Origin of the sequence: Pseudomonas sp. ICBG1301 (genome assembly GCF_016918385.1) — a bacterium.
GTDB lineage: Bacteria > Pseudomonadota > Gammaproteobacteria > Pseudomonadales > Pseudomonadaceae > Aquipseudomonas > Aquipseudomonas palleroniana.
Genome location: NZ_JAEKGB010000012.1, coordinates 78376 through 105241 on the forward strand (window position 1 = coordinate 78376; position 26866 = coordinate 105241).

A 26866-nucleotide genomic window follows, 5' to 3' on the forward strand; every position below is an offset into this window, starting at 1 on the left:
TCAGATCCGACGTTTGCGCTCGAACGTGGGCACGCTCGATTGCGGCACGACCACATGCTCGACCTGCCCCACCGCCGCGGCCATTGCAGCCAGCGTCGGTTGAGCGAGCAACACGCGCAAGTCAGCGTCCATCCCTTGCTTGCGCATCTGCTCGACCAGGCTCACCGCCAACAATGAATGCCCACCCAACTCGAAGAAGTGGTCATGGCGCCCCACCTGCCCGACGTTGAGTACCTTCTCCCACAGTTGCGCCAGGGCCACTTCCGTCGGCCCCTGGGGTGCCTCGTAAACGCGGCTGAGCAACGCCTCCTGGTCCGGTGCCGGCAAGGCCTTGCGGTCGACCTTGCCGTTGCTGGTCAGCGGCAGGCTGTCCAGGCGCACATAGGCCGCCGGCACCATGTACTCCGGCAACTGCCCTTGCAGATAGGCGCGCAGCACTTCGATATCCAGCGCTTCACGTTCGGTGAAGTAGGCCACCAGACGCTTGTGCCCAGGCTCGTCCTGACGGGCGAGTACTACCGCGTCCCTGACCTGCGGGTGCTCACTCAGGCGCGTTTCGATCTCGCCCAGTTCGATACGGAAGCCACGGATCTTCACCTGCTGGTCATTACGCCCCTGATACTGCAAGGTGCCGTCGGCACGCCAGGCCACCAGGTCGCCGGTGCGGTACATCAAGCTATTGACGTTGAACGGGTCGGCGAGGAATTTCTCCGCCGTCAGGTCAGCGCGGTTCAGGTAGCCCAGGGCAACCCCCTGGCCACCGATATACAACTCGCCGGTCACACCGACGGGCACCGGTTGTTGACGGGCATCGAGCACGTAGGCACGGCTGTTGCCCACCGGACGACCAATCGGAATGCTGCCCTCGTCTGCCCGCGTAATCTCATGGGTGGTCGAGAACGTCGTCGCCTCGGTCGGGCCGTAGCCGTTGAGCAGGTGCTGAGGTGCGCCGTCCTTGAGGACCCGGGCGATAACGCTCGGATCGAGCACATCACCGCCGACAATCAGGTAACGCAGTTGCGGGAAGACCGGCAACAATCCTTCGGCGTACTGGTGGAACAACCCGGCGGTCATCCACAACACGCTGACTGCTTGTTCCTGCAACAACGCCGCGAAATCAGCTTGGGACAACAATGTGTCCTGATCGACCACCACCACTGCCCCGCCATTGAGCAAAGGTGCCCAGACATCCAGGGTACTGGCGTCAAACGCCGGGTTCGAAGCAAACGCCACGCGGTCCTGCTGATTGAAATCGGCATAGCCGTTGTTGATCACCAGGCGTGTGATGGCGCGGTGCGGCACCAGTACGCCCTTCGGCGTACCCGTTGAGCCGGAGGTGTACATGATGTACGCCGCCGTCTCTGCGGACTGTTCCAACGCCGGGTTGTGATCCGGCTCGAGAATCAGATCCAGGCTGTCCAGATCCAGACGACGGGCGCCTTCCGGCACCTTGATCGAGGCCGCCGTCAGCACCAACGCCGCCCCGCTGTCCGAGATCATGAAGCCTTGACGGTCCAACGGCGCGTTGACGTCCAGCGGCACATACACCGCCGCGCACTTGCTGATTGCCAGTTGGCTGACCAGCAGGTCCACGGAACGCTCCAGCAGGATCGCCACACGGTCGCCGGGGACTACCCCCAGGCCGATCAGATGATGGGCCAGGCGGTTGGCCCGTGCGTTCAACCCGGCATAGCTGACCTGTTGCTGACGGTGCGACGCTGCCAAGGCGTGCGGATGCGCCTGTACCCATGCCTCAAACACCTGATGCAGCGGTTGCAGTTGCGGGTAGCCCAGCGCCGTATCGTTGAACGTCTGCAATAACTGCCGGCGCTCATCGCAGGTCAGGATCGACAGGCGGTTAGCCGCCGAATGCGGTGCCTGTTCCAACTGCTCGACCAGCCCGGCCAACGTCGTGCACACGTAACCCAAGACCCGCTGCGCGCCGACCGAGCGCGGCGCCAGGGCACTGACCCGGAAGTCCTCGCCCACGTCATCCACCGACAGAATCAGCGGGTAACTGTTGACCCCTTCGTTGGCGAGCATCTCGATGCCGTCCCAGGCGACGCGGCTGGCCTCACTGACACTGGCCGACCCATGTCGGTAGTTGAGCAAGGCACTGAACAACGGCGCCGGTGCGGCCACGCCGCTGCAACGTTGTGCCAACGTCAGCGACGCATGCTCGTGAGCCATCAACTGACTCAAGGCCACATGGGTGTTCTTGACCGCCGCCGTCAGGCTTTCATCCTTCAGGCGCACGCGCAGCGGCAAGGTGTTGATGAACATCCCCAGGGAACGCTCGGCGCCGTCGCCGGCCTGCAGGCGGCCGAGCAATACGGTGCCGAACACCACGTCATCACGGGCTGACACCGCGCCGATGACCTGGGCCCAGACCCAGTGATACAGCGTGGCGGCACTCACCCCCAACTGCCGTGCCTGGCGCCGCAGACGTTGGCTGAACGCAGCGCCCAGCCAGTGATCGACCTCCTCGGTGGCATCCCGCTCACTGTCGATGCGCTGCACGCCGAACGGCAGCGTCGGTTCGTCGACGTCGCCGAGCATCTCGCGGAAAAACGCTTCATGGGCGGCGCGGTCCTTGCCCTGGCGGGTCTGCGCCACATAGTTGCGGTACGGTACCGATGCACCCAGTTGCTGCTCGCGCCCGCTCATGTGCGCTTCGATTTCCGCCACCAGCACGCCCATGGAGGTCGCGTCGTTGACCAGGTGGTGGAAGGACAGCATGCCGATCCAACGCTGATGCTGCGGGTCATGGGCAAAGCCCAGGTGCATCATCGGTGCCTGGCGGATATCCATGCGGTGGCGGCCGAGGCTGAAGTGCTCACGCAACTGCGCCAGCACCTCACCCGCTTGTGGGACGAGTTCGTCCATCGTCAGCGGGGCCTCGCGCCAGACCACTTGCACCGGCACCTCCAGTTGCTCCCAGAACAGCCCGGTACGCAGGATGTCGTGGCGACCGATCACGTATTGCAGCGCCTGGGCGAACCGGTCCAGCCGCTGGCGGCTGTCGAACGCGAACAGCGCATGTTGCTGGTACGGGTCACCCTGTTCGGCGCTGATGTGGTGATACAACAGGCCCTCCTGCAACGGCGCCAAGGCATAGATGTCCTGCACGTTGGCCACACCGCCCGGCACACTGGCGACAATCCGGTCAATGCTTGCTTGATCCAGCGTGGCCAGGGGCAGCAGGTCCGGAGTGATGCGGGTGCAACCGATGTCGATGCGATTGGCCGGTACCGCCACTTCGTTGCCGGCGCCCACCGCCGCCGCGAGGGCGGCCAGGGTCGGCTGACTGAACAGCACGCGCACATCCGCCTGCAAGCCCGCCTGGCGCATACGTTCCACCAGGCCCACGGCCAGCAACGAGTGCCCGCCCAGCTCGAAGAAGTTGTCGTGGCGACCCACCTGTTCCAGTTTGAGCACCTCGGCCCAGATCTGCGCCAGGGTGGTTTCCACCTCGCCCTGCGGAGCTTCATAGCCGCGGCTGAGCATCGCGTCCTGATCCGGCTCCGGCAACGCCTTGCGGTCCAGCTTGCCGTTGGCGGTCAGCGGCAGCTGGTCCAGGCGCACATAGGCGACCGGCACCATGTACTCCGGCAAGCACGCTTGCAAACCGCTGCGCAGGGTGTCGATATCCAGCGCCGACTGTTCGGTGAAATACGCCACCAGGCGTCCGTCACGGGCCAGCACCACGGCTTCGCGGACGCCGGCCTGTTCGCTCAGGCGGGTTTCGATTTCACCCAGCTCGATACGCACGCCGCGGATTTTCACCTGATCATCGTTACGGCCCAGGTATTCCAGGGTGCCGTCTTCCAACCAACGTGCAAGGTCGCCGGTGCGGTACATACGCGCCTGCGGATCCGCACTGAACGGATCCTTGAGGAAGCGCTCGGCGGTCATCTCTGGGCGGTTCAAGTAACCCCGCGCCACCCCGGCACCCGCCACATACAACTCACCCGCAACGCCCAAGGGGACCGGCTGCTGGTATTCATCGAGCAGATACACCTGGGCATTGCTCACCGGCTTGCCGATATGCAGCACCTGCCCGGCGTCAACGCGCCCGGAGGTCGCCACCACCGTGGCTTCGGTCGGGCCGTAGTTGTTGATCAGGTTGAAACGCTGCGGCTTGTTGAACTGCCGCAAGCGGTCGCCGCCGATCAACAGCGTCTTGAGCGTCGGGTGTTGCAGGTCCTGACTGATGGCATATTCCGCCACTGGGGTGGGCAGGAAGCTCACATCCAGCGGTTGCGCCAACCACCACTGCAGCAGCGCGTCGATGTCTTCACCGCCCTCATGGGCCGGCGGCATATACAGAGTCGCCCCCACGCACAAGGCCGGCCAGACTTCCCAGGCCATGGCGTCGAAACCAAAACCGGCGACGCTCGACGTCTTGCCGCCATGCCCCAGTTCAAACGTATCGCAGTGCCAGCTCACCAGGTTTTCCAAAGTGCGATGCTCCACCATCACGCCTTTGGGCAGGCCGGTAGAACCGGAGGTATAGATCACGTAAGCCAGGTGTGCCTGGGTCAGGCCGGCAATCTGTGGGTTGCCTTTGGACGGGCCTTGCCACAGACGGCTGTCGAGTTCCAATACCGGCACGGTCAGGGTCGGCAGACGCTGCGCCAGCGCCGGCTGGATCAGCACAGCCACCGGTGCGCTGTCGTCGAGCAGGTAACTGAGGCGCTCGGCCGGGTGCGCCGCATCAATCGGCACATAGCACGCACCGGCCTTGAGAATGGCGACCAGGCCCACCAGCATTTCCAGGCTGCGCTGCGCACAGATCGCCACGCGATCGTCGGGTTGCACCCCGAGTTCGATCAATTGGTGGGCAAGTTGGTTGGCTTGGCGGTTCAGTTCGACGTAGGTCAGGCTTTGGCCCTGGTACACCGCCGCCAGCGTATGCGGGTACAACTCGACCTGCTGCTCGAAGCGTTGGTGAATGGTCAGGCCGTGGGGATAGTCGACACGGGTGGCGTTGAAGCCTTCGAGCAACTGCCGACGCGCCTCGGCAGGCAGCACCGACAGGCTGTTCATCGCGGTGTGCGGGGCGTGTTCCAGCGCCTCGACCAGTTGCTCGACGACCCGGTTCACGTACTCGCAGAGGCGTTGCGCGCCAATCGATGCCAGCGCCAGTGCGCTCAGGCTGAAAGCCTCGCCCAAATCGTTGACGCTCAAGGTCAGTGGGTAGTTGGAACGCTCCCGCGCCTGTAACAACTCCATGCCTTGCCACGCACGACGCGACGCCTCGGTGATTTCAGCAGCATTGTCCGGCGTATGGCGGTAGTTGAACAACGCACTGAACAACGGCATGGACTGCGGCACAGCACTGCAACGCTGGACCTGGGCCAGTGAGGCCAGCTCATGGGCAAGCAAGCCCGACAGACGCGCATGGGTGGCCTTGACGGCCTCCTGCACGCCTTGGCCGCTGATATCGACGCGCAGCGGCAAGGTATTGATAAACATGCCCACCGCCCGGTCGGCGCCCTCACCGCCTTGCAAGCGGCCCATCATCACCGTGCCGAACACCACCCGCTCAGTGCTGGAAACCACCCCCAGCACACGTGCCCAGGCCAGGTGGAACAGGCTGGCCGGGCTGACGCCATTCTGGCGAGTCAGCACGCGCAGGCGTCGGCTCAAGCCGGCGTCCAGGGTCAGGTCGACCTCTTCGATATCGTAGCCGTCATCGCGCACGTCCTGCTGTGCGAACGGCAGGGTCGGCTCCTCGATATCGCCGAGCATGTCGCGAAAGAACGCCTCGTGTTCCTGCTCGCGACTGGCCAGGCGCGTCTGCACCACGTAGTTGCGGTAAGGCACCGAGGCGATCAATTCATCGCCCTTGCCGAGCAGGAACGCTTCCATTTCCCGCCACACCACGTCCATCGCCATGTGGTCCATGATTGTGTGGTGGAACAGCAGCGTGGCGACAATGCGCTGGCCGGCCTCATCGTCGGCGTACACCAGTTGCATCAGTGGCGCCTGGGTCACGTTCAGACGATGGCGGCGCGGGTCGACGTGCGCCGCCAGTTGCGCGGCGATATCGCCGCCGCGCGGATCGAACTGCACCGCGCGGGTGACCATCCGCGCCTGGCGCCAGACCACCTGCACCGGCTGCTCCAGGCCCTCCCAGACAAACCCGGTACGCAGCACATCGTGGCGGTCGATAACCCGTTGCAAGGCTTCGGCAAACTGCTGCAGGCGCGCAAGATCGGCAAACGCGAACTGCCCCTGCTGCACGTACAGATCGCCCTGATCGGCGCTGATGTGGTGGTAAAGAATGCCTTCCTGCAGCGGCGCCAGCGGGTAGATATCCTGCACGTTGGCCGCGCCGCCGACGACGGTGGCGACGATACGGTCGATGCTCGGCTGATCCAGGGTCAGCAGCGGCAGCAAGTCCGGCGTAATGTGCGTGCACCCGGCCGGGATGATGTTGGCCGGCACCTGGATCTCGCGCCCGCTGCCCACGGCCGCGGCGAGCGCCGCCAGGGTCGGCTGGTTGAACAGGACGCGCACATCGGCGTTGAGGCCGGCCTGGCGCATGCGTCCGATCAGGCTGACGGCGAGCAACGAATGCCCGCCCAGTTCGAAGAAGTGGTCGTGGCGACCGACCTTATCCACCTTCAGCACGTCGGCCCAGAGCTGTGCCAGCAGGGTCTCGACCGCACCGCTGGGTGCTTCATAACCCCGTGCAATCACCGCTTCCATGCCCGGCTCCGGCAGCGCCTTGCGGTCCAGCTTGCCGTTGGGGCTCAGCGGCAGCGCCTCCAGCACCACATAGGCCTGCGGCACCATGTAGGTCGGCACAGACTGCTGTACATGCTCACGCAAGGCTTCGATATCGATCTGCGACTGCGCATCGCGCCGCGTGCAGTACGCCACCAGGCGCTCATCACGCACCAGCACCACGGCCTCCTGCACAGAACTATGCGCCGCCAGGTGCGCTTCGATTTCGCCCAATTCGATACGCAAACCACGCAACTTGACCTGATCGTCATTGCGTCGCACGTACTCCAGCGTGCCATCGGCCAGGTAACGCACCAGGTCGCCGGTTTTGTACAGGCGCCCATTAGCGGTAAACGGGTCCGCCAGGAAGCGCTCGGCCGTCAAGTCATCGCGGCCCAGATACCCACGCGCCACGCCCGCGCCGCCGATGTACAACTCACCCACCACACCCAGCGCCACCGGCTCAAGGCGTGTGTCGAGCACATAGGCGCGGGCATTGGCGATGGGCTTGCCAATCGGCACCGACTCGACCGGCGCACTGCCGTCGCAGGTCCACGACGTGCTGTCGATGGAGGCTTCGGTCGGCCCATACAGGTTAACGATCCCGTGAGTGGTCAGCGCCCGGGCCTGCATTGCCAGTTGCGGCTCCAGCACTTCACCGCCGCTGAACAGGTAACGGCAGCGCACGCCGCTGTCCGGCAGTTGCACCAGCAGGCGCAGCAGGCTTGGCACAAATTGCGCGACGCTGACCTGGTGCTCCACCAGGGTCTGCGCCATTTGCTCGACGTCCCTCGAGGCTTGCGCCGGCAACAGCACCAGGCGCGCGCCAATCGCCAACGGCGTCCAGATCTCCCAGACGGAGGCGTCGAAGGCCACCGAGGTACGTTGCAAGATCCGCTCGTTGGCATCAAAACCAAACGTGCGGGTCTGCCAGGTGATGTGGTTGACCAGCGAACCATGCTCCACCATCACCCCTTTCGGACGGCCGGTGGAGCCGGAGGTGAAGATCACGTAGGCCAGGTCATTCGGCCCGGCCACCGCGACCGGGTTGTGGCGTGGCTGTGCAGTCAACGACAGTGCGTCCAGGTCGACCTGTGCCACACCCGAATCCTCCAGCACCGTGCGGGTGGCTGCGTGGACCAGCACCGCCAGCGGCTGGCTGTCTTGCAGCGCCAGTGCCAGGCGTTGCGCGGGGTACTCGGGGTCGAGCGGTACATAGGCAGCACCCGACTTGAGGATGCCCAGCAGCCCGACAATCATCGCCAGGCTGCGCTCCATGCACAGCGCAACGCGTGCATCGGCCTGCACACCCAGGCTGCGCAAGTGATGCGCGACCTGGTTGGCCTGTTCGTTCAGTTCGCGATAGCTCAACGCCTGGTCGCCCAGCACTACCGCGACGGCATGCGGCGTGTGCAAGGCATGCGCCTCGATCATCTGCACCACGGTCAGGTCCCGTGGGTAATCCGCGTCGGTGGCGTTGAAATCCACGAGCAACTGGCGGGTCTGTGCCGGCGATAGGATCGACAGTTGCTCCAACGCCCGTTGTGGCGCGTGCTCCAGAGCATCGACCAGCTGTTCAAGCAGGGTCACGAGGTAACCGCAGATCAATTGCGGATCGACCGATGCAACCGTCAGTGCATCCAGGCTGAAGTCTTCGCCCAGATCGTTGACGCTCAGGCTGACCGGGTAGTTGGTGCGCTCCTCGGACGTCAGGAAGCGCATGCCGCGCCAGGCCTGCTCCATCTCGGCCGTCAGGCCGGCATGGGCCGCCGGGCTATGGCGATAGTTGAGCAGCGCACTGAACAGTGGGGTCGACTGCGCAACCCCACTGCAACGTTGCACCAGGGCCAGCGAGGCATGTTCATGCCCCAACAGGCCGGTCAGGCGTGCATGGGTCGCCTTGACGGCGGCCTGCACCCCCAAGCCTTCGGTTTCGACCCGCAATGGCAGGGTGTTGATAAACATGCCCAGCGACCGGTCAGCGCCGTCCCCGCCCTGCATGCGGCCCATCAGGACGGTGCCGAACACCACCTGCCGCGAGTCGGACACGCTGCTCAGCACCTTCGCCCACGCCAGATGGAACACGCTCGCGGCGCTGACCCCCAGCAGCCGCGCCCGCGCCCTCAGGCGCCGGCTCAAATCGGCGTCCAGAGCCAGCGAGGCTTCACGGATGGCATGGCCTTCGCCTTGTACGTCTTGCAAACCGAACGGCAAGGTCGGCTCCTCGATATCGCCGAGCATGTCGCGGAAAAACGCTTCGTGCTCCTGCTCACTGAGCCCCAGGCGCGCCTGAGCCACATAGTTGCGATACGGGATCGGCGCCGCCAATGGCTCGGACAGCCCCAGCAGGCTGGCCTGCATTTCCTGGCTGACGACCTCCAGGGCCGTATGGTCCAGCGCCAGGTGATGGAACAACAGGATCGCCACGATCCGCTGGTTGGCGCGGTCTTCGGCGTACACCAGACGAACCAGCGGCGCCTGGCTGACCTCCAGGCGGTAATGCCGGGCATCAAAACGCTCATGCAGTTGGCTGAGAATATCGCCATCGGCCGGGTCCAGGTCCACTGCCTGTACCGGCAACTCGGCTTTGCGCCAGACGACCTGGGCGGGAATGGCCAGGTCTTCCCAGACCACGCCGGTGCGCAGGATGTCATGGCGCTCGATCACCGACTGCAAGGCCTGGGCAAACGCCTGCAGACGCTCGATATCGTCGAATTCCAGCTGCGACTGCAGCAAGTACGGATCGCCCTGCTCCGCTGCGATGTGGTGGTACAGGATACCTTCCTGCAACGGTGCCAGGGCGTAGATATCCTGCACGTTGGCCACGCTGCCCGGCACACTGGCGACGATGCGGTCGATCGCCGCCTGGTCCAGGTCCGCCAGGGGCAGCAGGTCCGGGGTGATACGCACGCAATCGGGCGTGATCAGGTTGGCCGGTACGGCCACTTCGCGCCCACTGCCCACCGCAGCGGCCAGCGCTGCCAAAGTCGGCTGGCTGAACAACACGCGCACGTCGGCGCTGAGGTCGGCGCGGCGCATGCGTTCGATCAGGTTGACCGCCATCAGCGAATGGCCGCCCAGTTCAAAGAAGTTGTCGTGACGACCGACCTGCTCGATCTTGAGCACATCCGCCCAGATCTGCGCCAGTACGGTTTCCACCTCACCTTGTGGCGCTTCGTAGCCACGGCTGAGCAGGGCTTCCTGGTCCGGTGCCGGCAGGGCTTTACGGTCGACCTTGCCGTTGTTGGTCAACGGCAGGTGGTCCAGCCGCACGTAGGCGGCCGGCACCATGTAGTCCGGCAACTGGGCCAACAGGTAGTCACGCAGTGCTGTGATGTCGAGGTTTTCACGCTCGGTGAAATACGCCACCAGGCGCTTGTGTCCCGGTTCGTCCTGACGGGCGAGTACCACCGCGTCCTTGACCTGGGGGTGTTCACTCAGGCGCGTTTCGATCTCGCCCAGTTCGATGCGGAAACCGCGGATCTTCACCTGCTGGTCGTTACGGCCCTGATACTGCAAGGTGCCGTCGGCACGCCAGGCCACCAGGTCGCCGGTGCGGTACATCAAGCTATTGACGTTGAACGGGTCGGCGAGGAATTTCTCCGCCGTCAGGTCAGCGCGGTTCAGGTAGCCCAGGGCGACACCCTGGCCACCGATATACAACTCGCCAGTGACACCGACCGGCACCGGTTGCTGGCGGGCGTCGAGCACGTAGGCACGGCTGTTGCCCACCGGACGACCAATCGGAATGCTGCCCTCGTCTGCCCGCGTAATCTCATGGGTGGTCGAGAACGTCGTCGCCTCGGTCGGGCCGTAGCCGTTGAGCAGATGCTGGGGGGTGCCGTCCTTGAGGACCCGGGCGATCACGCTCGGATCGAGCACATCGCCACCGACAATCAGGTAACGCAGTTGCGGGAAGACCGGCAACAATCCTTCGGCGTACTGGTGGAACAAGCCGGCGGTCATCCACAACACGCTGACTGCTTGCTCCTGCAACAGCGCAGCAAAATCAGCTTGGGACAGCAGCGTGTCCTGATCGACCACCACTACTGCGCCGCCATTGAGCAACGGCGCCCACACGTCCAAGGTACTGGCGTCAAACGCCGGGTTCGAAGCAAACGCCACGCGGTCATGCTGATTGAAATCGGCATAGCCGTTGTTGATCACCAGGCGCGTGATGGCGCGGTGCGGCACCAGCACGCCTTTTGGCGTCCCCGTGGAGCCGGAGGTGTACATGATGTACGCCGCCGTCTCGGCGGATTGCCCCAGCGCTGGGTTGTGCTCGGGTTCTTCGGTGAGGTCGAGGCGATCCAGATCCAGGCGACAAGCCACCTCCGGCACCTTGATCGAGGCTGCCGTCAGCAACAGAGCCGCCCCACTGTCCGAAATCATGAAGCCTTGACGGTCCAACGGCGCGTTGACATCCAACGGTACATACACCGCCGCACACTTGCTGATTGCCAACTGGCTGACCAGCAGGTCCACGGAACGCTCCAGCAAAATCGCCACGCTGGCACCCGGCGCCACGCCTTGGCCGATCAGGTGATGGGCCAACTGGTTGGCCCGTCGGTTCAATTGCGCATAACTCACGGCTTGCTCGCCATGCACCGCCGCCAGCGCCTGCGGATCGGCCGCCGCGTGGGCTTCGAACAGCGCGTGCACGGTCTGTGTTTCGGGGTAGGCACGCGTGGTCGGGTTGAACTCGACCAGCACCTGGTGTACTTCGCTCGCCGGCAATACCGACAATTGCTCGAACGGCAGATCGGGGGATTGCTCCAGTGCCTGCACCAACTGCTCCACAACGGTGAGCAGGTAGTCACAGAGACGGCGCGCCTCCAGCGGCGAAACCACCAGTGCATTGAGATTGAATTGCTCGCCCAGGTCATCGACGCTCAAGGTGATCGGGTAGTTGGTGCGCTCTTCGGCGTGCAGGAAGTGCATACCGTGCCATACCTGTTCGAGCGCGGCCATGTCCTCGACCACGCCAGTGTGCCGGTAGTTGAGCAAGGCGCTGAACAACGGCACGCTCGCCGGCACCCCGCTGCAACGCTGGGACAGCGCCAGTGAAGCATGCTCGTGCCCCAGTAACGCCGTCAGTCGCGCATGGGTTGCCTTGACGGCCGAGCGCACGCCCACTGCGTCGACATCGACTCGCAGCGGCAAGGTATTGATAAACATCCCCAGCCCACGGTCCGCCCCTTCACCGCCTTGCATGCGGCCGAGCAACACGGTGCCGAACACGACCTCGCGACGGCCCGACACGCTGCCCAACACCCTTGCCCAGGCCAGGTGAAACAGGCTGGCGGCGCTGACGCCGGTCTGGCGTGCCTGTTCGCGCAGGCGCAGGCTCAAGCCCTTATCAAGCAGGTGTGTGGCTTCGCCCACGCCATGCCCATCGCCCTGCACATCCTGCAGACCGAACGGCAAGGTCGGCTCATCGATATCGCTGAGCATCTCGCGGAAAAACCGCTCGTGCTCCGCATCAGTGCTGCCCAGACGTGCCTGCGCCACATAATTGCGGTAAGGCACCGCGTGCTTCAGCTGTTCGGCCTGACCCTGCAGCAACAGGTGCATTTCCTGTTGCACCACATCAAGGGCGGTATGGTCCATGATCAAGTGATGGAACATCAGCAACGCGACGATCCGCTGATTGGCCTCGTCACGGGCATAGACGATGCGCATCAACGGTGCCTGGGTCAGTTCCAGGCGATAGTGACGGGCATCGAAACGCTCACGCAGCTGGTTCACGACGTCATCGCCGTGCGGGTCGGCGGGCATTTCCTGCACCGCCAGCGCGGCCTTGCGCCACACCACTTGCACCGGGTTTTCCAGACCTTGCCAGACGAGGCTGGTGCGCAGGATGTCATGGCGATCGATGACCGCCTGCAGCACCTCGATAAACACCTGGAAACGCTCCAGGCTGTCAAACCCGTAACTCGATTGCAGCAAGTAGGGATCGCCGGTTTCGGCACGGATATGGTGGTACAACACGCCTTCCTGCAATGGCGCCAACGGGTAAATATCCTGCACATTCGCCGTGCCGCCCGGGATCTGGGCGACGATATGGTCGATGCTCGCCTGGTCCAGGGTCATCAGGGGTAGCAGGTCGGGAGTGATGCGTGAGCAGTCAGGCGTAATCCGGTTGGCCGGTACAACCACCTCACGCCCGGAGCCGACGGCAGCCGCCAGCGCCGCAAGGGTGGGCTGGCGAAACAACACGCGTACATCGGCGCTGAGGTCGGCCTGGCGCATGCGTTCAATCAAATTGACCGCCAGCAGCGAATGGCCGCCCAGTTCAAAGAAGTTATCGTGACGCCCGACTTGCTCGACCTTGAGCACATCCGCCCAGATCTGCGCCAACACGGTTTCCACTTCACCTTGTGGCGCTTCGTAGCCACGGCTCAGCAGGGCGTCCTGATCCGGTGCAGGCAGGGCCTTGCGGTCGACCTTGCCGTTGTTGGTCAGCGGCAGACTGTCCAGGCGCACGTAGGCGGCCGGCACCATGTAATCCGGCAACTGCGCTTGCAGATGCTCACGCAAGGATTGGATATCGACGTTTTCACGCTCGGTGAAATACGCCACCAGGCGCTTGTACCCCGGTTCGTCCTCACGCGCGAGCACCACCGCGTCCTTGACCTGCGGGTGCTCACTCAGGCGCGTTTCGATCTCGCCCAGTTCGATGCGGAAGCCGCGAATCTTCACCTGCTGGTCGTTACGGCCCTGATACTGCAAGGTGCCGTCGGCACGCCAGACCACCAGATCGCCGGTGCGGTACATCAGCGCTCCGTCGCTGAACGGGTCGGCGAGGAATTTCTCCGCCGTCAGATCAGCGCGGTTCAGGTAGCCCAGGGCAACCCCCTGACCACCGATGTACAACTCGCCGGTCACACCGACCGGCACCGGTTGCTGGCGGGCATCGAGCACGTAGGCACGGCTGTTGCCCACCGGACGGCCAATCGGGATGCTGCCCTCGTCTGCCCGCTTAATCTCATGGGTGGTCGAGAAGGTGGTGGCTTCAGTCGGGCCGTAGCCGTTAAGCAGGTGCTGGGGGGCGCCGTCCTTGAGGACCCGGGCGATCACGCTCGGATCGAGCACATCACCGCCGACAATCAGGTAACGCAGTTGCGGGAAGACCGTCAACAATCCTTCGGCGTACTGGTGGAACAAGCCGGCGGTCATCCACAACACGCTGACTGCTTGCTCCTGCAACAGCGCAGCAAAATCAGCTTGGGACAGCAGCGTGTCCTGATCGACCACCACTACTGCGCCGCCATTGAGCAACGGCGCCCACACGTCCAAGGTACTGGCGTCAAACGCCGGGTTCGAAGCAAATGCCACGCGGTCCTGCTGATTGAAATCGGCATAGCCGTTGTTGATCACCAGGCGCGTGATCGCTCGATGCGGCACCAGTACGCCTTTGGGCGTGCCGGTAGAGCCGGAGGTGTACATGATGTATGCCGCCGTCTCGGCGGATTGCTCCAGCGCCGGGTTGTGATCCGGCTCGATACTCAGATCCAGGCTGTCCAGGTCCAAGCGACGAACACCTTCCGGCACCTCAACCGAGGCCACCGTCAGCAGCAGAGCCGCCCCGCTGTCCGCAATCATGAAGCCTTGACGGTCCAACGGCGCATTGACGTCCAGCGGCACATACACCGCCGCACACTTGCTGATTGCCAGCTGGCTGACCAGCAGGTCCACGGAGCGTTCCAGCAGGATCGCCACGCCGGCACCCGGCGCCACACCCAGACCGATCAGGTGATGCGCCAGGCGGTTGGCCCGCAGATTCAGTTCGGCGTAGGTCGCTCGTTGCTCGGCATGCACAGCCGCCAATGCCGTCGGTTGTACGGCGGCAAGCGCTTCGAAAACCTCATGGACGGTGTGTGCCGCCGGGTATTCCCGTGCCGTGGTATTGAAAGTGCTCAACACTTGCTCGCGTTCAGCCGCCGGCAGGATTGCCAGTGCCTGCAGCGCAGTCGTGGGGGCGTGTTCCAGGGCGTGTACCAAGTGTTCCAGCGCCTGGTGCACAAAAGCGCACAGGCGTTGCGCACCGACTTGTGGCAGGGTCAACACCGTGAGACTGAAACCGTCGCCCCATTCATCAACGTTCAAAGTCAGCGGGTAGTTGGTGCGCTCCTCGCCGCCGAGCCCTACCATCCCTTGCCAGGCCTGGGCCTGCGCCACCCCGTCGCCGACACTGCTATGGCGATAGTTGAGCAGCGCACTGAACAACGGCAACGGCGCCAGCACCTGGCTGCAACGTTGCGCCAGGGCCAGCGCGGCATGTTCATGCCCCAACAGCGCGCTCAGGCGCGAGTGCGCCTGGCGCACACCGGCGCGAACGTCGCGACCATCCACATCGATGCGCAGCGGCAAGGTGTTGATGAAAATGCCCAGCGCCCGCTCCGCCCCTTCGCCACCGAGCATGCGCCCCATCAGCACCGTGCCGAAGACTACGTCTTGCTTACCGGTCACCCCGGCCAGCACTTGGGCCCAGGCCAAGTGAAACACGCTGGCGGCGCTGACCCCGAGGTGGCGCAACTGGCTACGCAGGCGCTGGTTCAACTCGGGGTCGATACGCAGGCTGGCCTCTTCGATCGCCTGGGCATCGCCTTGCACATCCTGCAAGCCAAAGGGCAACGTCGGCTCTTCGATGTCGCCCAACAGCTCGCGAAAGAACGCCTCATGCTCTTGTTCGCTGACACCCAGGCGGGCCTGGGCCACGTAATTGCGATACGGCACCGGCACCGGCAGCTCGGCTGTCGGGTCCAGCAAGTAGGCCTGCATTTCCTGGCTGACGACCTCCAGCGCGGTATGGTCCAGGGCAATGTGGTGGAACAGCAAAATCGCCGCCACCCGCTGATTGAGCGGGTCTTGGGCATACACCAGTTGCATCAGTGGCGCGCGAGCCAGGTCCACGCGGTGGTGACGGGCGCCAAAACGCTGCTCCAGCTGGGCCAGCACGTCCCCGTGGGCGGCGTCCACCGATACGCCTTGCACATCAAGCTCGGCCTTGCGCCAGACCACTTGCACCGGCGCTTGCAAACCCTCCAGCACGATGGCGGTACGCAGGATGTCATGACGATCGATCACCGCCTGCAGGGCCTGGACAAACGCTTGCAAACGCTGCGCGTCGGCAAAGCTGAAACGCGCCTGCAGCAAGTACGGGTCGCCCTGTTCGGCGCTGAGGTGATGGTAAAGGATGCCTTCCTGCAACGGTGCCAGCGGGTAGATATCCTGCACGTTGCCGACACCGCCCGGTACGCTGTCGACAATCCGATCAATGCTGCTCTGGTCCAACGTGATCAGCGGCAACAGGTCCGGGGTGATGCGTTGGCAATCCGCTTGAATACGGTTGGGCTCGACCGTCACTTCACGCCCCTGGCCGACGGCGGCGGCCAATGCCGCCAGGGTCGGCTGGCTGAACAGTACGCGTACATCGGCATTCAAACCGGCCTGGCGCATGCGACTGACCAACCCCACCGCGAGCAAAGAATGCCCGCCCAACTCGAAGAAGTGGTCATGCCGCCCCACGCGCTCGACCTTGAGCACCTCGGCCCAGATCTGCGCCAGGGTGCGTTCCACCTCGCCCTGCGGTGCCACATAGCTGCGGCTGAGCAGCGCGTCCTGGTCCGGTTCCGGCAGGGCCTTGCGGTCCAGCTTGCCGTTGGCGGTCAGCGGCATATGCTCCAGACGTACGTAGGCGGCCGGCACCATGTACTCCGGCAACTGCGCCTGCACAAAGCCGCGCAGGCTCTCGACATCCAACGCGTCATGCGCGGTGAAATAAGCGACCAGCCGTCCGTCACGGGCCAGCACCACCGCTTCACGCACCTGAGGATGGGCGGCCAGGCAGCTGTCGATCTCGCCCAGTTCGATACGTACACCGCGAATCTTCACCTGGTCGTCGTTACGCCCCAGGTATTCCAACGTGCCGTCCGCCAGCCAACGCACCAGGTCGCCGGTGCGGTACATCCGCGCCTGCGGGTCGGCACTGAACGGGTCCTTGAGGAAGCGTTCGGCGGTCATTTGTGCACGGTTCAAGTAACCCCGCGCCACCCCGCCCCCCCCCACGTACAGCTCACCGGTCACGCCCAGCGGCACCGGCTTGAGTTGTGCATCCAGCACGTACGCCTGGGCATTGGCCACCGGCTTGCCGATGTGCAATGCCTGCCCTGCCGTGATCACGCCGGAGGTCGCCACTACGGTGGCCTCGGTCGGGCCATAGTTGTTGACCAAGGTAAAGCGTTGCGCCTGACTGAACTGGCGCAGACGGTCACCGCCGATCAGCAGGGTCTTGAGGGTCGGGTGTTGCAGGTTCTGGCTGAAGGCGTATTCGGCCACTGGCGTCGGCAGGAAGCTGACATCCAGCGGTTGCGCCTGCCACCAGGCCAGCAAGGCGTCGATGTCTTCGTTGCCCTGCGCCGCCGGCGGCAGATGCAGGGTCGCCCCGACGCACAGGGCCGGCCAGACTTCCCAGGCCATCGCATCGAAACCAAACCCGGCGACGCTGGAGGTATGGCTGCCGGCGTGCAGGTCGAACGCATCGCAATGCCAGTTGACCAGGTTTTCCACGGTCTGATGTTCGACCATTACGCCCTTGGGCAGACCGGTGGAACCGGAGGTGTAAATCACATAGGCCAAGTGTGCCGGGGTCAGGCCGGCGACCTGGGGGTTGCCGCAGGCAGCACCGTGCAACAAGCGGCTGTCGAGTTCCAGCACCGGCACCTGCAACGTCGGTAAACGCTGGGCCAGCTCCGGCTGCACCAGCACCGCAACCGGGGCGCTGTCTTCGAGCAAGTAGCCGATGCGGTCCAGCGGGTGCGCCGGGTCGACGGGGACATACGCCGCACCGGCCTTGAGGATCGCCACCAGCCCGACCAGGGTGTCCAGGCTGCGCCGCGCGCAGATGGCCACACGGTCGTCAGGCTGCACGCCCAGTTCGATCAGTTGAAAAGCCAGGTGGTTGGCCTGCTGGTTCAGCTCGGCATAGGACAGCGCCTGTCCGTCATACACCGCGGCGATCGCCTGCGGGTTGCGCTGCACGTGCTGCTCAATACGCTGGTGGAGCGTCAACCCACGTGGGTACTCGACCTGGGTCTGGTTGAAGTCTTCAAGCACCTGTCGACGCTCAGCACTCGGCAGCACCGGCAGTTGATTGACCGCGAGCGTCGAGCCCTGCTCCAGCGCCTGCACCAGGTGTTCCAGGGCAACGTGCATGCGCTCGCAGAAACGTTGCGCGCCCAGCACCGGCAGCGCCTGCACGGTGAAAGAGAAGCCGTCCGCCAGTTCATCGACACTGAGCGTCAGCGGGTAATTGGTGCGCTTGCGCTCTTCAGTGTGGAAGAACTCGATGCCGCGCCAGGCCGTTTGGGCCTGTTCGGACGCGAGGTCATGCGCTTTATGACGATAGTTGAGCAAGGCGCTGAACAACGGTTGCGGCGCGGCCACGCCGCTGCAGCGTTGGGCCAGCACCAGCGGCGCGTGCTCATGGCCAAGCAACGCCGTCAGCCGTGCATGGGTCGCCTTGAGCGCGGCCGGTGCGTCCTGCTCGCCGATGTCCACTCGCAGCGGCAAGGTATTGATCAGCATACCCAGCGCATGCTCGGCGCCTTCGCCGCTGTCCATACGCCCGAGGAATACCGTGCCGAAGACCACCCGCTCATTGCCGGTAACGGCCGCCAGCACCTGGCCCCACGCCAGATGACACAGGCTGGCCGTGCTGACCCCCTGCTGCCGCGCCTGGGCTCGCAGGCGCTGGCTCAACGTCGTCGGGATCGTCAGCGCGGCCTCTTGCAGCAAATGCCCATCACCTTGCACATCCACCAGACCCAACGGCAGCGTCGGCGTGTCGACCTCGCCGAGCATCTCGCGGAAAAACGCTTCATGCTGCTGCTCACTGACGCCCAGGCGCGCCTGCGCTACATAGTTGCGGTACGGCACCGGTTTGCCCAGTTGCGCAGCCTGGCCCAGCAAATATTGCTGGATTTCATGCTGCACCACCGCCAACGCGGCGTGGTCGGACACGATGTGATGCAACATCATCAGGGCGAGCCAGCGCCCCGTCGCCGGGTCCTCGGCACACGCGATACGGATCAGCGGCGCCTGACTGAGATCCAGCCGGTAATGCTGATTGTCAAAACGCTGCTCCAGTTGCTGGCGGATATCGCCGACGGTCGGGTCCAGGGCGACTTCTTCGACCTGCAGGCGCGCCTGGCGCAAGACCACTTGCACAGGTTCGTCGAGCCCTTCCCACAACACCGCCGTGCGGAAGCTGTCGTGCCGGTCGACCACGTGTTGCAGGGCCTGGTTGAAATCGTCCAGGCATTGGCGGTTGTCCATGCCGATCAGGCATTGCAAGACGTAAGGATCGCCCTGTGGCTCGGACAGGTGATGGAACAGCAGGCCCGATTGCAGCGGTGCCAGCGGGTAGATGTCCTGGATGTTGGGCGCGCCGCCGGGGATGCACGCGACGATGTGCTCGATAGTCGCCTGATCCAACGTGATGAGTGTCAGCATATCCGGGGTAATGCGCGTGCATTCGGCGGGGATGCGGTTGGCTGGAATGGTGACTTGCCCGGTACGCTCTGAGCGGTACTCGCCGGCGTTGATCAAGGCGATCAACGCGGCCTTGTGTTCACGCAGCGCAGCCAGCACGCTGGGTTCCTTCAGCGCTTGCTTGTTGCCCTGCACCACGAGTTGCTCACCCTTGACTGCAAGTTGAACGTCTTTTTCTTTTAATGTCGCCAACAGTTCGAGAACACTCACAGGACCATCTCCATTCTTTCTGTAATTTCGGCGTATTCCCAGAGCGTGGGTTGCTCGAACAGCGCCTTGACGTTCGCATCGATGCCTTCCTGGCGTAGTCGCCCGATGAGGCTGACGGCCAATAACGAATGGCCGCCCAGTTCAAAAAAGTGGTCATGCCGACCGACTTGCTCAACGTTCAACAATTCGCCCCAGAGCCGGGCCAGGGCTATTTCCGTGTCGCCCACCGGCGCTTCATAAGCCCGCACTCGCAGCGTCGTCAGGTCCGGCGCCGGCAGGGCCTTGCGGTCCAGCTTGCCGTTGGGGCTCAGCGGCAATGCATCCAGATGCACGAACAGTTGCGGCACCATGTAGTCCGGCAATTGCGCCAGCAAATGCGTACGCAACGCCTCGGTCTCGGCCGGCGCGCCGGTGTAATAGGCCACCAGGCGCTTGTCGCCCGGCACGTCCTCACGGGCCAGCACCGTGGCTTCCTGGATATTCGGGAACTCGCCGAGGCGCGCCTGGATTTCCCCCAGTTCGATACGCAGGCCACGGATCTTCACCTGATCATCGTTACGCCCCAGGTACTCGATGTTGCCATCGGGCAGGAAGCGTCCAACGTCACCGGTGCGGTACATGCGTCCGGCGTTGAACGGGTCGTCGAGGAAGCGTTCGGCGGTCAGCTCCGGGCGGTTCAGGTAGCCACGGGCAACCTGCACGCCACCGATGAACAGCTCGCCACTGACACCCAGCGGCACCGGTTGCAGATGTTCGTCCAGCAGGTACATGCGCGTATTGGCGATCGGTTTGCCGATTGGCGTGTTATCCGGGGTGACCGGCCCTGCGCAATCCCACGCGGTGACGTCCACCGCCGCTTCGGTCGGCCCATAGAGGTTGAAGAGCGAGCTGGCCGGCAGTTGCTGCTTGAAGCGACGCACCACACTGCCAGGCAGTGCCTCACCGCTGCACATCACCCGCACCAGCCCGGCCGCCTGGCTGACATCGCCATGGGCGAGGAACACATCGAGCATGGAGGGCACGAAGTGCAGCGTGGTGACGCGCTCGGCCTGGATGATTTCGCATAGGTACTGCGGGTCCTTGTGCCCACCCGGGCGGGCCATGACCAGGCGAGCGCCGGTGAACAATGGCCAGAAGAATTCCCACACCGACACATCGAAGCTGAACGGGGTTTTCTGCAGCACCGTGTCGCTGGCGTCGAGGCCGTACTCTTCCTGCATCCACAACAGGCGGTTGACCACCGCGCTGTGCTCGTTGATCACCCCCTTGGGTTTGCCGGTGGAGCCCGAGGTATAGATCACGTAAGCCTGGTGTTGCGGGGTCAACCCGGCAATCAGCGGATTGCTCGCCGACGCCTGTTGCCAGGTCTCCTGCTCCAGGTCCACCACCGGTACGCTGATTTCACCGAGCAGACCACGAGTCGCCTCTTGCACCAGCACCACGGCCGGCGCGCTGTCTTCGAGCATGTAGGTCAGGCGCTCCTGCGGATAAGCCGGGTCCAGCGGCACATAACCGCCACCGGCCTTGAGGATCGCCAGCAGGCCGATGACCATTTCGAGGCTGCGCTCGACGCAGATCGCCACGCGCGAATCCGGCTGTACACCCAGCTCACGCAGGTGATGGGCCAGACGGTTGGCGCGCTCATTCAGCGTGCGATAGCTCAGCTGCCGGGTGTCAGACAGCAGTGCAATGGCATCTGGCGTGCGTTGCACCTGGGCTTCAAACAGGCCGTGCAGGGTTTGTTGCAACGGGTAGTCGCGGGCCGTGTCGTTGAACGCCACCAGCAGCGTTTCGCGCTCCTCGGCCGGCAGTACTGACAGTTGCCACAAGGCCGTATGCGGTGCGGTCTCTAGCGCTTGCACCAGGTTGTACAAGGCGGTCTGCACATAATCCAGCACGCGTTGGGCATCCACCGCGATGGCCTGCACGTTCAAGCGGAAACTGTCGCCTTGGTCATCGACGTTCAACGCCAACGGGTAGTTGTTGCGCTCCTCGCTGGCCAGGGTTTCGATGCCGACCCAGGCGTCACGGGTCTGGTGCATCACCCCATCGCTGGCGCTATGGCGATAGTTGAGCATCGCGCTGAACAACGGCGCCGGCGCGGCCACGCCACTGCAACGCTGGGCCAGGGACAGCGAGGCATGCTCGTGCCCCAGCAGCGCCGACAGCCGTGCATGGGTTGCACGCACGCCGTCTTGTGCGCTGTGCTGACCGAGGTCGACGCGCAGCGGCAAGGTGTTGATGAACATGCCCAATGCGCGGTCGGCGCCTTGGCCGCCCTGCATGCGCCCAACCAGTACCGTGCCGAACACCACATCCTGCTTGCCCGAAACCGCACCCAGCACCTGGGCGTAGGCCAGGTGGAACAGGCTGGCGACACTGACGCCCAGGGTACGCGCCGCCGCCCGCAGGCGCTGGCTGACATCTGCCGGCAGCACCTGCGTGACCTCGGCCACGGTGTTGCCGTCGCCCTGCACGTCCTGCATGCCGAAGGGCAAGGTCGGTTCGTCAACGTCACCGAGCATCTCGCGGAAGAAGCTTTCATGTTCCTGTTCAACGCCGCCCAAACGTGTCTGGGCCACGTAGTTGCGGTACGGCACCGGCGCGGCCAGCGGTTCGGTGGAACCCAACAGGCTGGCCGCCATTTCCCAACTGACCACCTCCAGCGCGGTGTGGTCCAATGCCGTGTGGTGGAACAACAGCACCGCCACTATCCGTTCGTTGAGTTCATCACGGGCATAGGCCAGGCGCAGTAACGGCGCCTGGCTGACATCCAGGCGGTAATGCCGGGCATCAAAGCGTGCATGCAGCTGGCTCAGGATGTCGCCCTCGGCCGGGTCGAGCAGCAGCTCCTGCACCGCCAGATCGGCCTTGCGCCACACCACTTGCGCGGGGGTGCTCAGGCCCTCCCAGACAATCCCGGTGCGCAGGATGTCGTGACGGTCAATCACGCCTTGCAAGGCGTGGGCAAAGCGCTGCAGACGCTCTACGCTGTCGAACGCCATTTGCGACTGCAACAGGTACGGGTCGCCCTGCTCCGCCGTGATGTGGTGGTACAGGATGCCTTCCTGCAACGGTGCCAGGGCGTAGATATCCTGCACGTTGGCCACGCCGCCCGGCACGCTGGCGACGATGCGGTCGATCGCCGCCTGGTCCAGGTCCGCCAGGGGCAGCAGGTCCGGGGTGATGCGTACGCAATCGGGCGTGATCAGGTTGGCCGGTACGGCCACTTCACGTCCACTGCCCACCGCAGCGGCCAGCGCTGCCAGGGTCGGCTGGCTGAACAGCACGCGCACGTCGGCGCTGAGGTCGGCGCGGCGCATGCGTTCGATCAGGTTGACCGCCAGCAGCGAATGGCCGCCCAGTTCAAAGAAGTTATCGTGACGACCGACTTGCTCGACCTTGAGCAGGTCGGCCCAGATCTGCGCCAGTACGGTTTCCACTTCTCCTTGTGGCGCTTCGTAGCCACGGCTCAGCAGGGCGTCCTGGTCCGGTGCAGGCAGGGCCTTGCGGTCGACCTTGCCGTTGTTGGTCAGCGGCAGATGGTCCAGGCGCACGTAGGCGGCCGGCACCATGTAGTCCGGCAACTGCGCGTGCAGATGCTCACGCAAGGCTTGGATATCGACGTTTTCACGCTCGGTGAAATACGCCACCAGGCGCTTGTGCCCCGGTTCGTCCTCACGCGCGAGTACCACCGCGTCCTTGACCTGGGGGTGTTCACTCAGGCGCGTTTCGATCTCGCCCAGTTCGATGCGGAAACCGCGGATCTTCACCTGCTGGTCGTTACGTCCCTGATACTGCAAGGTGCCGTCGGCACGCCAGGCCACCAGGTCGCCAGTGCGGTACATCAGCGCCCCGTCGTTGAACGGGTCGGCGAGGAATGTCTCCGCCGTCAGATCAGCCCGGTTCAGGTAACCCAGGGCAACGCCCTGGCCACCGATGTACAACTCGCCGGTCACACCGACCGGCACCGGTTGCTGGCGGGCGTCGAGCACATAAGCTCGGCTGTTGCCCACCGGGCGGCCAATCGGGATGCTGCCCTCGTCTGCACGAGTGATCTCATGGGTGGTCGAGAAGGTGGTGGCTTCGGTCGGGCCGTAGCCGTTGAGCAGATGCTGGGGGGCGCCGTCCTTGAGGACCCGGGCGATCACGCTCGGATCCAGTACATCGCCACCGACAATCAGGTAACGCAGTTGCGGGAAAACCGGCAGCAGCCCTTCGGCGTACTGGTGGAACAACCCGGCAGTCATCCACAACACGCTGACTGCTTGTTCCTGCAACAGCGCGGCAAAGCCGGCCTGGGATAGCAATGTGTCCTGATCGACCACCACCACCGCGCCGCCATTGAGCAATGGCGCCCAGACATCGAGGGTACTGGCGTCAAACGCCGGGTTCGAAGCAAACGCCACGCGGTCCTGCTGATTGAAATCGGCATAGCCGTTGTTGATCACCAGGCGCGTGATCGCCCGATGCGGCACCAGCACGCCCTTCGGCGTACCGGTGGAGCCGGAGGTGTACATGATGTACGCCGCCGTCTCGGCGGATTGCTCCAACGCCGGGTTGTGCTCGGGTTCGTCGGCAAGGTCGAGGCGATCCAGATCTAGACGACGCGCCCCCTCCGGCACCTTGATCGAGGCTGCCGTCAGCAACAGAGCCGCTCCGCTGTCCGAGATCATGAAGGCTTGACGGTCCAACGGCGCGTTGACATCCAACGGTACATACACCGCCGCACACTTGCTGATTGCCAACTGGCTGACCAGCAGGTCCACGGAACGCTCCAGCAAAATCGCCACGCGGTCGCCGGGCGCAACGCCTTGGCCGAGCAGGTGATGGGCCAACTGGTTGGCCCGTCGGTTCAATTGCGCATAACTCACGGCTTGCTCGCCATGCACCGCCGCCGCCTGGGGAGCCGCCGCCGCATGGGCTTCGAACAGCGCGTGCAAGGTGCAGGTGTGCGGGTAATCCCTGGCAGTGCCATTGAAGGCCTGCAGCACCTGATGACGCTCAGCCGGCGGCAGTATCGACACACCGTTGAGGGGCGCCGATGGCGTATGGGCCAGCGCATCGACCAACTGTTCGATGACGGTATTGAAGTAAACACCGATTTTTTCCGCGTCCAGCGTGGCAACCGCCAATATGCTCAGGCTGAACTGCTCGCCCAGGTCGTTGACACTCACGCTCAGCGGGTAGTTGGTGCGCTCATGCACATCCATCACCGCAATGCCGCGCCAGGCATGCTGGTACTCGGCCTGCTCGGCCGCCGACGGCAGCGCAGTGTGCCGGTAGTTGAGCAAGGCACTGAACAACGGCACGCTCGCCGGCACCGCGCTGCAACGTTGCGCCAGCGCCAGTGCGGCGTGCTCATGGCCGAGCAAGCCACTCAGGCGGGCGTGGGTGGCCTTGACCGCCGCCTGCACCGGCTGGTCATCGATATCGACACGCAGCGGCAGGGTGTTGATAAACATGCCCAGCGCCCGGTCGGCGCCGTCTCCGCCCTGCATGCGGCCCATCATCACCGTGCCGAACACCACGCGGTCGGTCTGCGCGATAACACTCAGCACCCGCGCCCAGGCCAGGTGAAACACGCTCGCCGGGCTGACGCCCAGTTGCCGGGCATGTACACGCAGCCGGCGGCTCAGGCCCGCGTCGAGGGTCAGTTCGGCTTCGTCGATGTCCGCCCCGTCATCCTCGACGCTCTGCAGGCCAAACGGCAGGGTCGGTTCCTCGATGTCCGCCAACATTTCGCGAAAGAACGCTTCATGCTGCTGCTCACTGACGCCCAGACGCGCCTGGGCGACGTAGTTACGATAGGGCACCGCCGCTCCCAGGCGGTCGGCGTGATCCAGCAGATACGCCTGCATTTCATGCTGCACCACCTCGACAGCGGTGTGATCGAGCACCAAGTGATGGAAGACAAAGAACGCGACGATTGTCCCGCGTGCCGCATCATGGGCGTAGACCAGGCGCATCAGCGGTGCCTGGTTCAGGTCGAGACGGGCGTAGCGCGCCCGCACGTCGGCACGCAGTTGCTCGGCGACTGGCGTTGCGCCAGGGGCCGGCGTGAACGGCTCCACCGGCAATGGCGCATGGCGCAACACCACTTGCATCGGCTGCTCCAACCCTTCCCAGAGCACGGCGGTGCGCAGGATGTCGTGGCGTTCGACCACCTGTTGCAGGGCTTGGCAAAACGCCTGAAACCGCGCGCTATCCGCCAATTCGAATTGCGACGTGAGGACGTACGGGTCACGGTGCTCGGCCGACAAGTGCAGGTAGAGAATGCCCTCCTGCAACGGCGCCAAGGGATAGATGTCTTGCACATTGGCCGCACCACCGGGCACCGCGGCGACGATCCGGTCGATGCTCGCCTGATCCAGTGTGGCCAGGGGCAGCAGGTCCGGGGTGATCCGGGTGCAGCCGGCCTCGATGCGATTGGCCGGCACCGCCACTTCGTGGCCGGCGCCCACCGCCGCCGCCAGGGCCGCCAGGGTCGGCTGGCTGAACAGCACGCGCACATCGGCGCTCAGGCCCGCCTGGCGCATGCGTTCCACCAGGTTGACGGCCAGCAACGAATGCCCGCCCAGCTCGAAGAAGTGGTCATGCCGCCCCACCCGCTCGACTTTGAGCACATCGGCCCAGAGCTGCGCGAGGGTGGTTTCCACCTCGCCCGCCGGGGCTTCATAGCCTCGGCTGAGCAATGCTTCCAGCCCGGGCTCCGGCAGGGCCTTGCGGTCGAGCTTGCCGTTGGCGGTCAGCGGCAGGCTATCGAGCTGCACGTAGGCCACCGGCACCATGTATTCCGGCAGCTGCACCTGGACAAAGCCACGCAGGCTCTCGGCGTCCAGCGCATCGTCGGCGGTGAAATAGGCGACCAGCCGCCCGTCACGGACCAGCACCACCGCTTCACGGACCTGGGGATGGGCGGCCAGGCAACTGTCGATTTCGCCCAGTTCGATGCGTACGCCACGGATTTTCACCTGGTCATCGTTACGCCCCAGGTACTCCAGGGTGCCGTCCTCACGCCAGCGCACCAGGTCTCCCGTGCGGTACATGCGCGCTTGCGGGTCGCGGCTGAACGGGTCCTGAAGGAAGCGTTCGGCGCTCATCTCAGGGCGGTTCAGATAACCCCGCGCTACCCCGGCACCGGCCACATACAGCTCGCCGGCCACTCCTTGCGGCAACAGTTGCCGTTGCGCATCGAGCACGTACACCTGCGCGTTGGCCACCGGTTTGCCGATGTGCAGGGGCTTGCCCGCTTCGATCAAGCCGGAGGTGGCAACGACCGTAGCTTCGGTCGGGCCGTAGTTGTTGACCAGCTTGAAGCGCCGAGGCGTGTGGAACTGACGCAGACGGTCACCGCCAATCAGCA

General features: G+C 64.4%; 2 protein-coding genes (1 of these 2 cut by a window edge). Both read right to left on the reverse strand.

The window, feature by feature from the left end:
• Positions 1 to 19500 (reverse strand): non-ribosomal peptide synthetase, encoded by a 19500-nt coding sequence (locus JBE38_RS28090; protein WP_205345276.1) that lies wholly within the window; start codon positions 19498 to 19500, stop codon positions 1 to 3.
• A protein-coding gene (locus JBE38_RS23900) for an amino acid adenylation domain-containing protein (protein WP_446731254.1) crosses the window boundary here: on the reverse strand, positions 19497 to 26866 show its 3' portion. It continues 2458 nt past the right edge of the window; 7370 of the gene's 9828 nt are visible here — the last part of the coding sequence; its start codon lies beyond the right edge, outside the window; its stop codon occupies positions 19497 to 19499. Before JBE38_RS23900 ends, JBE38_RS28090 begins: the two co-directional genes overlap by 4 nt.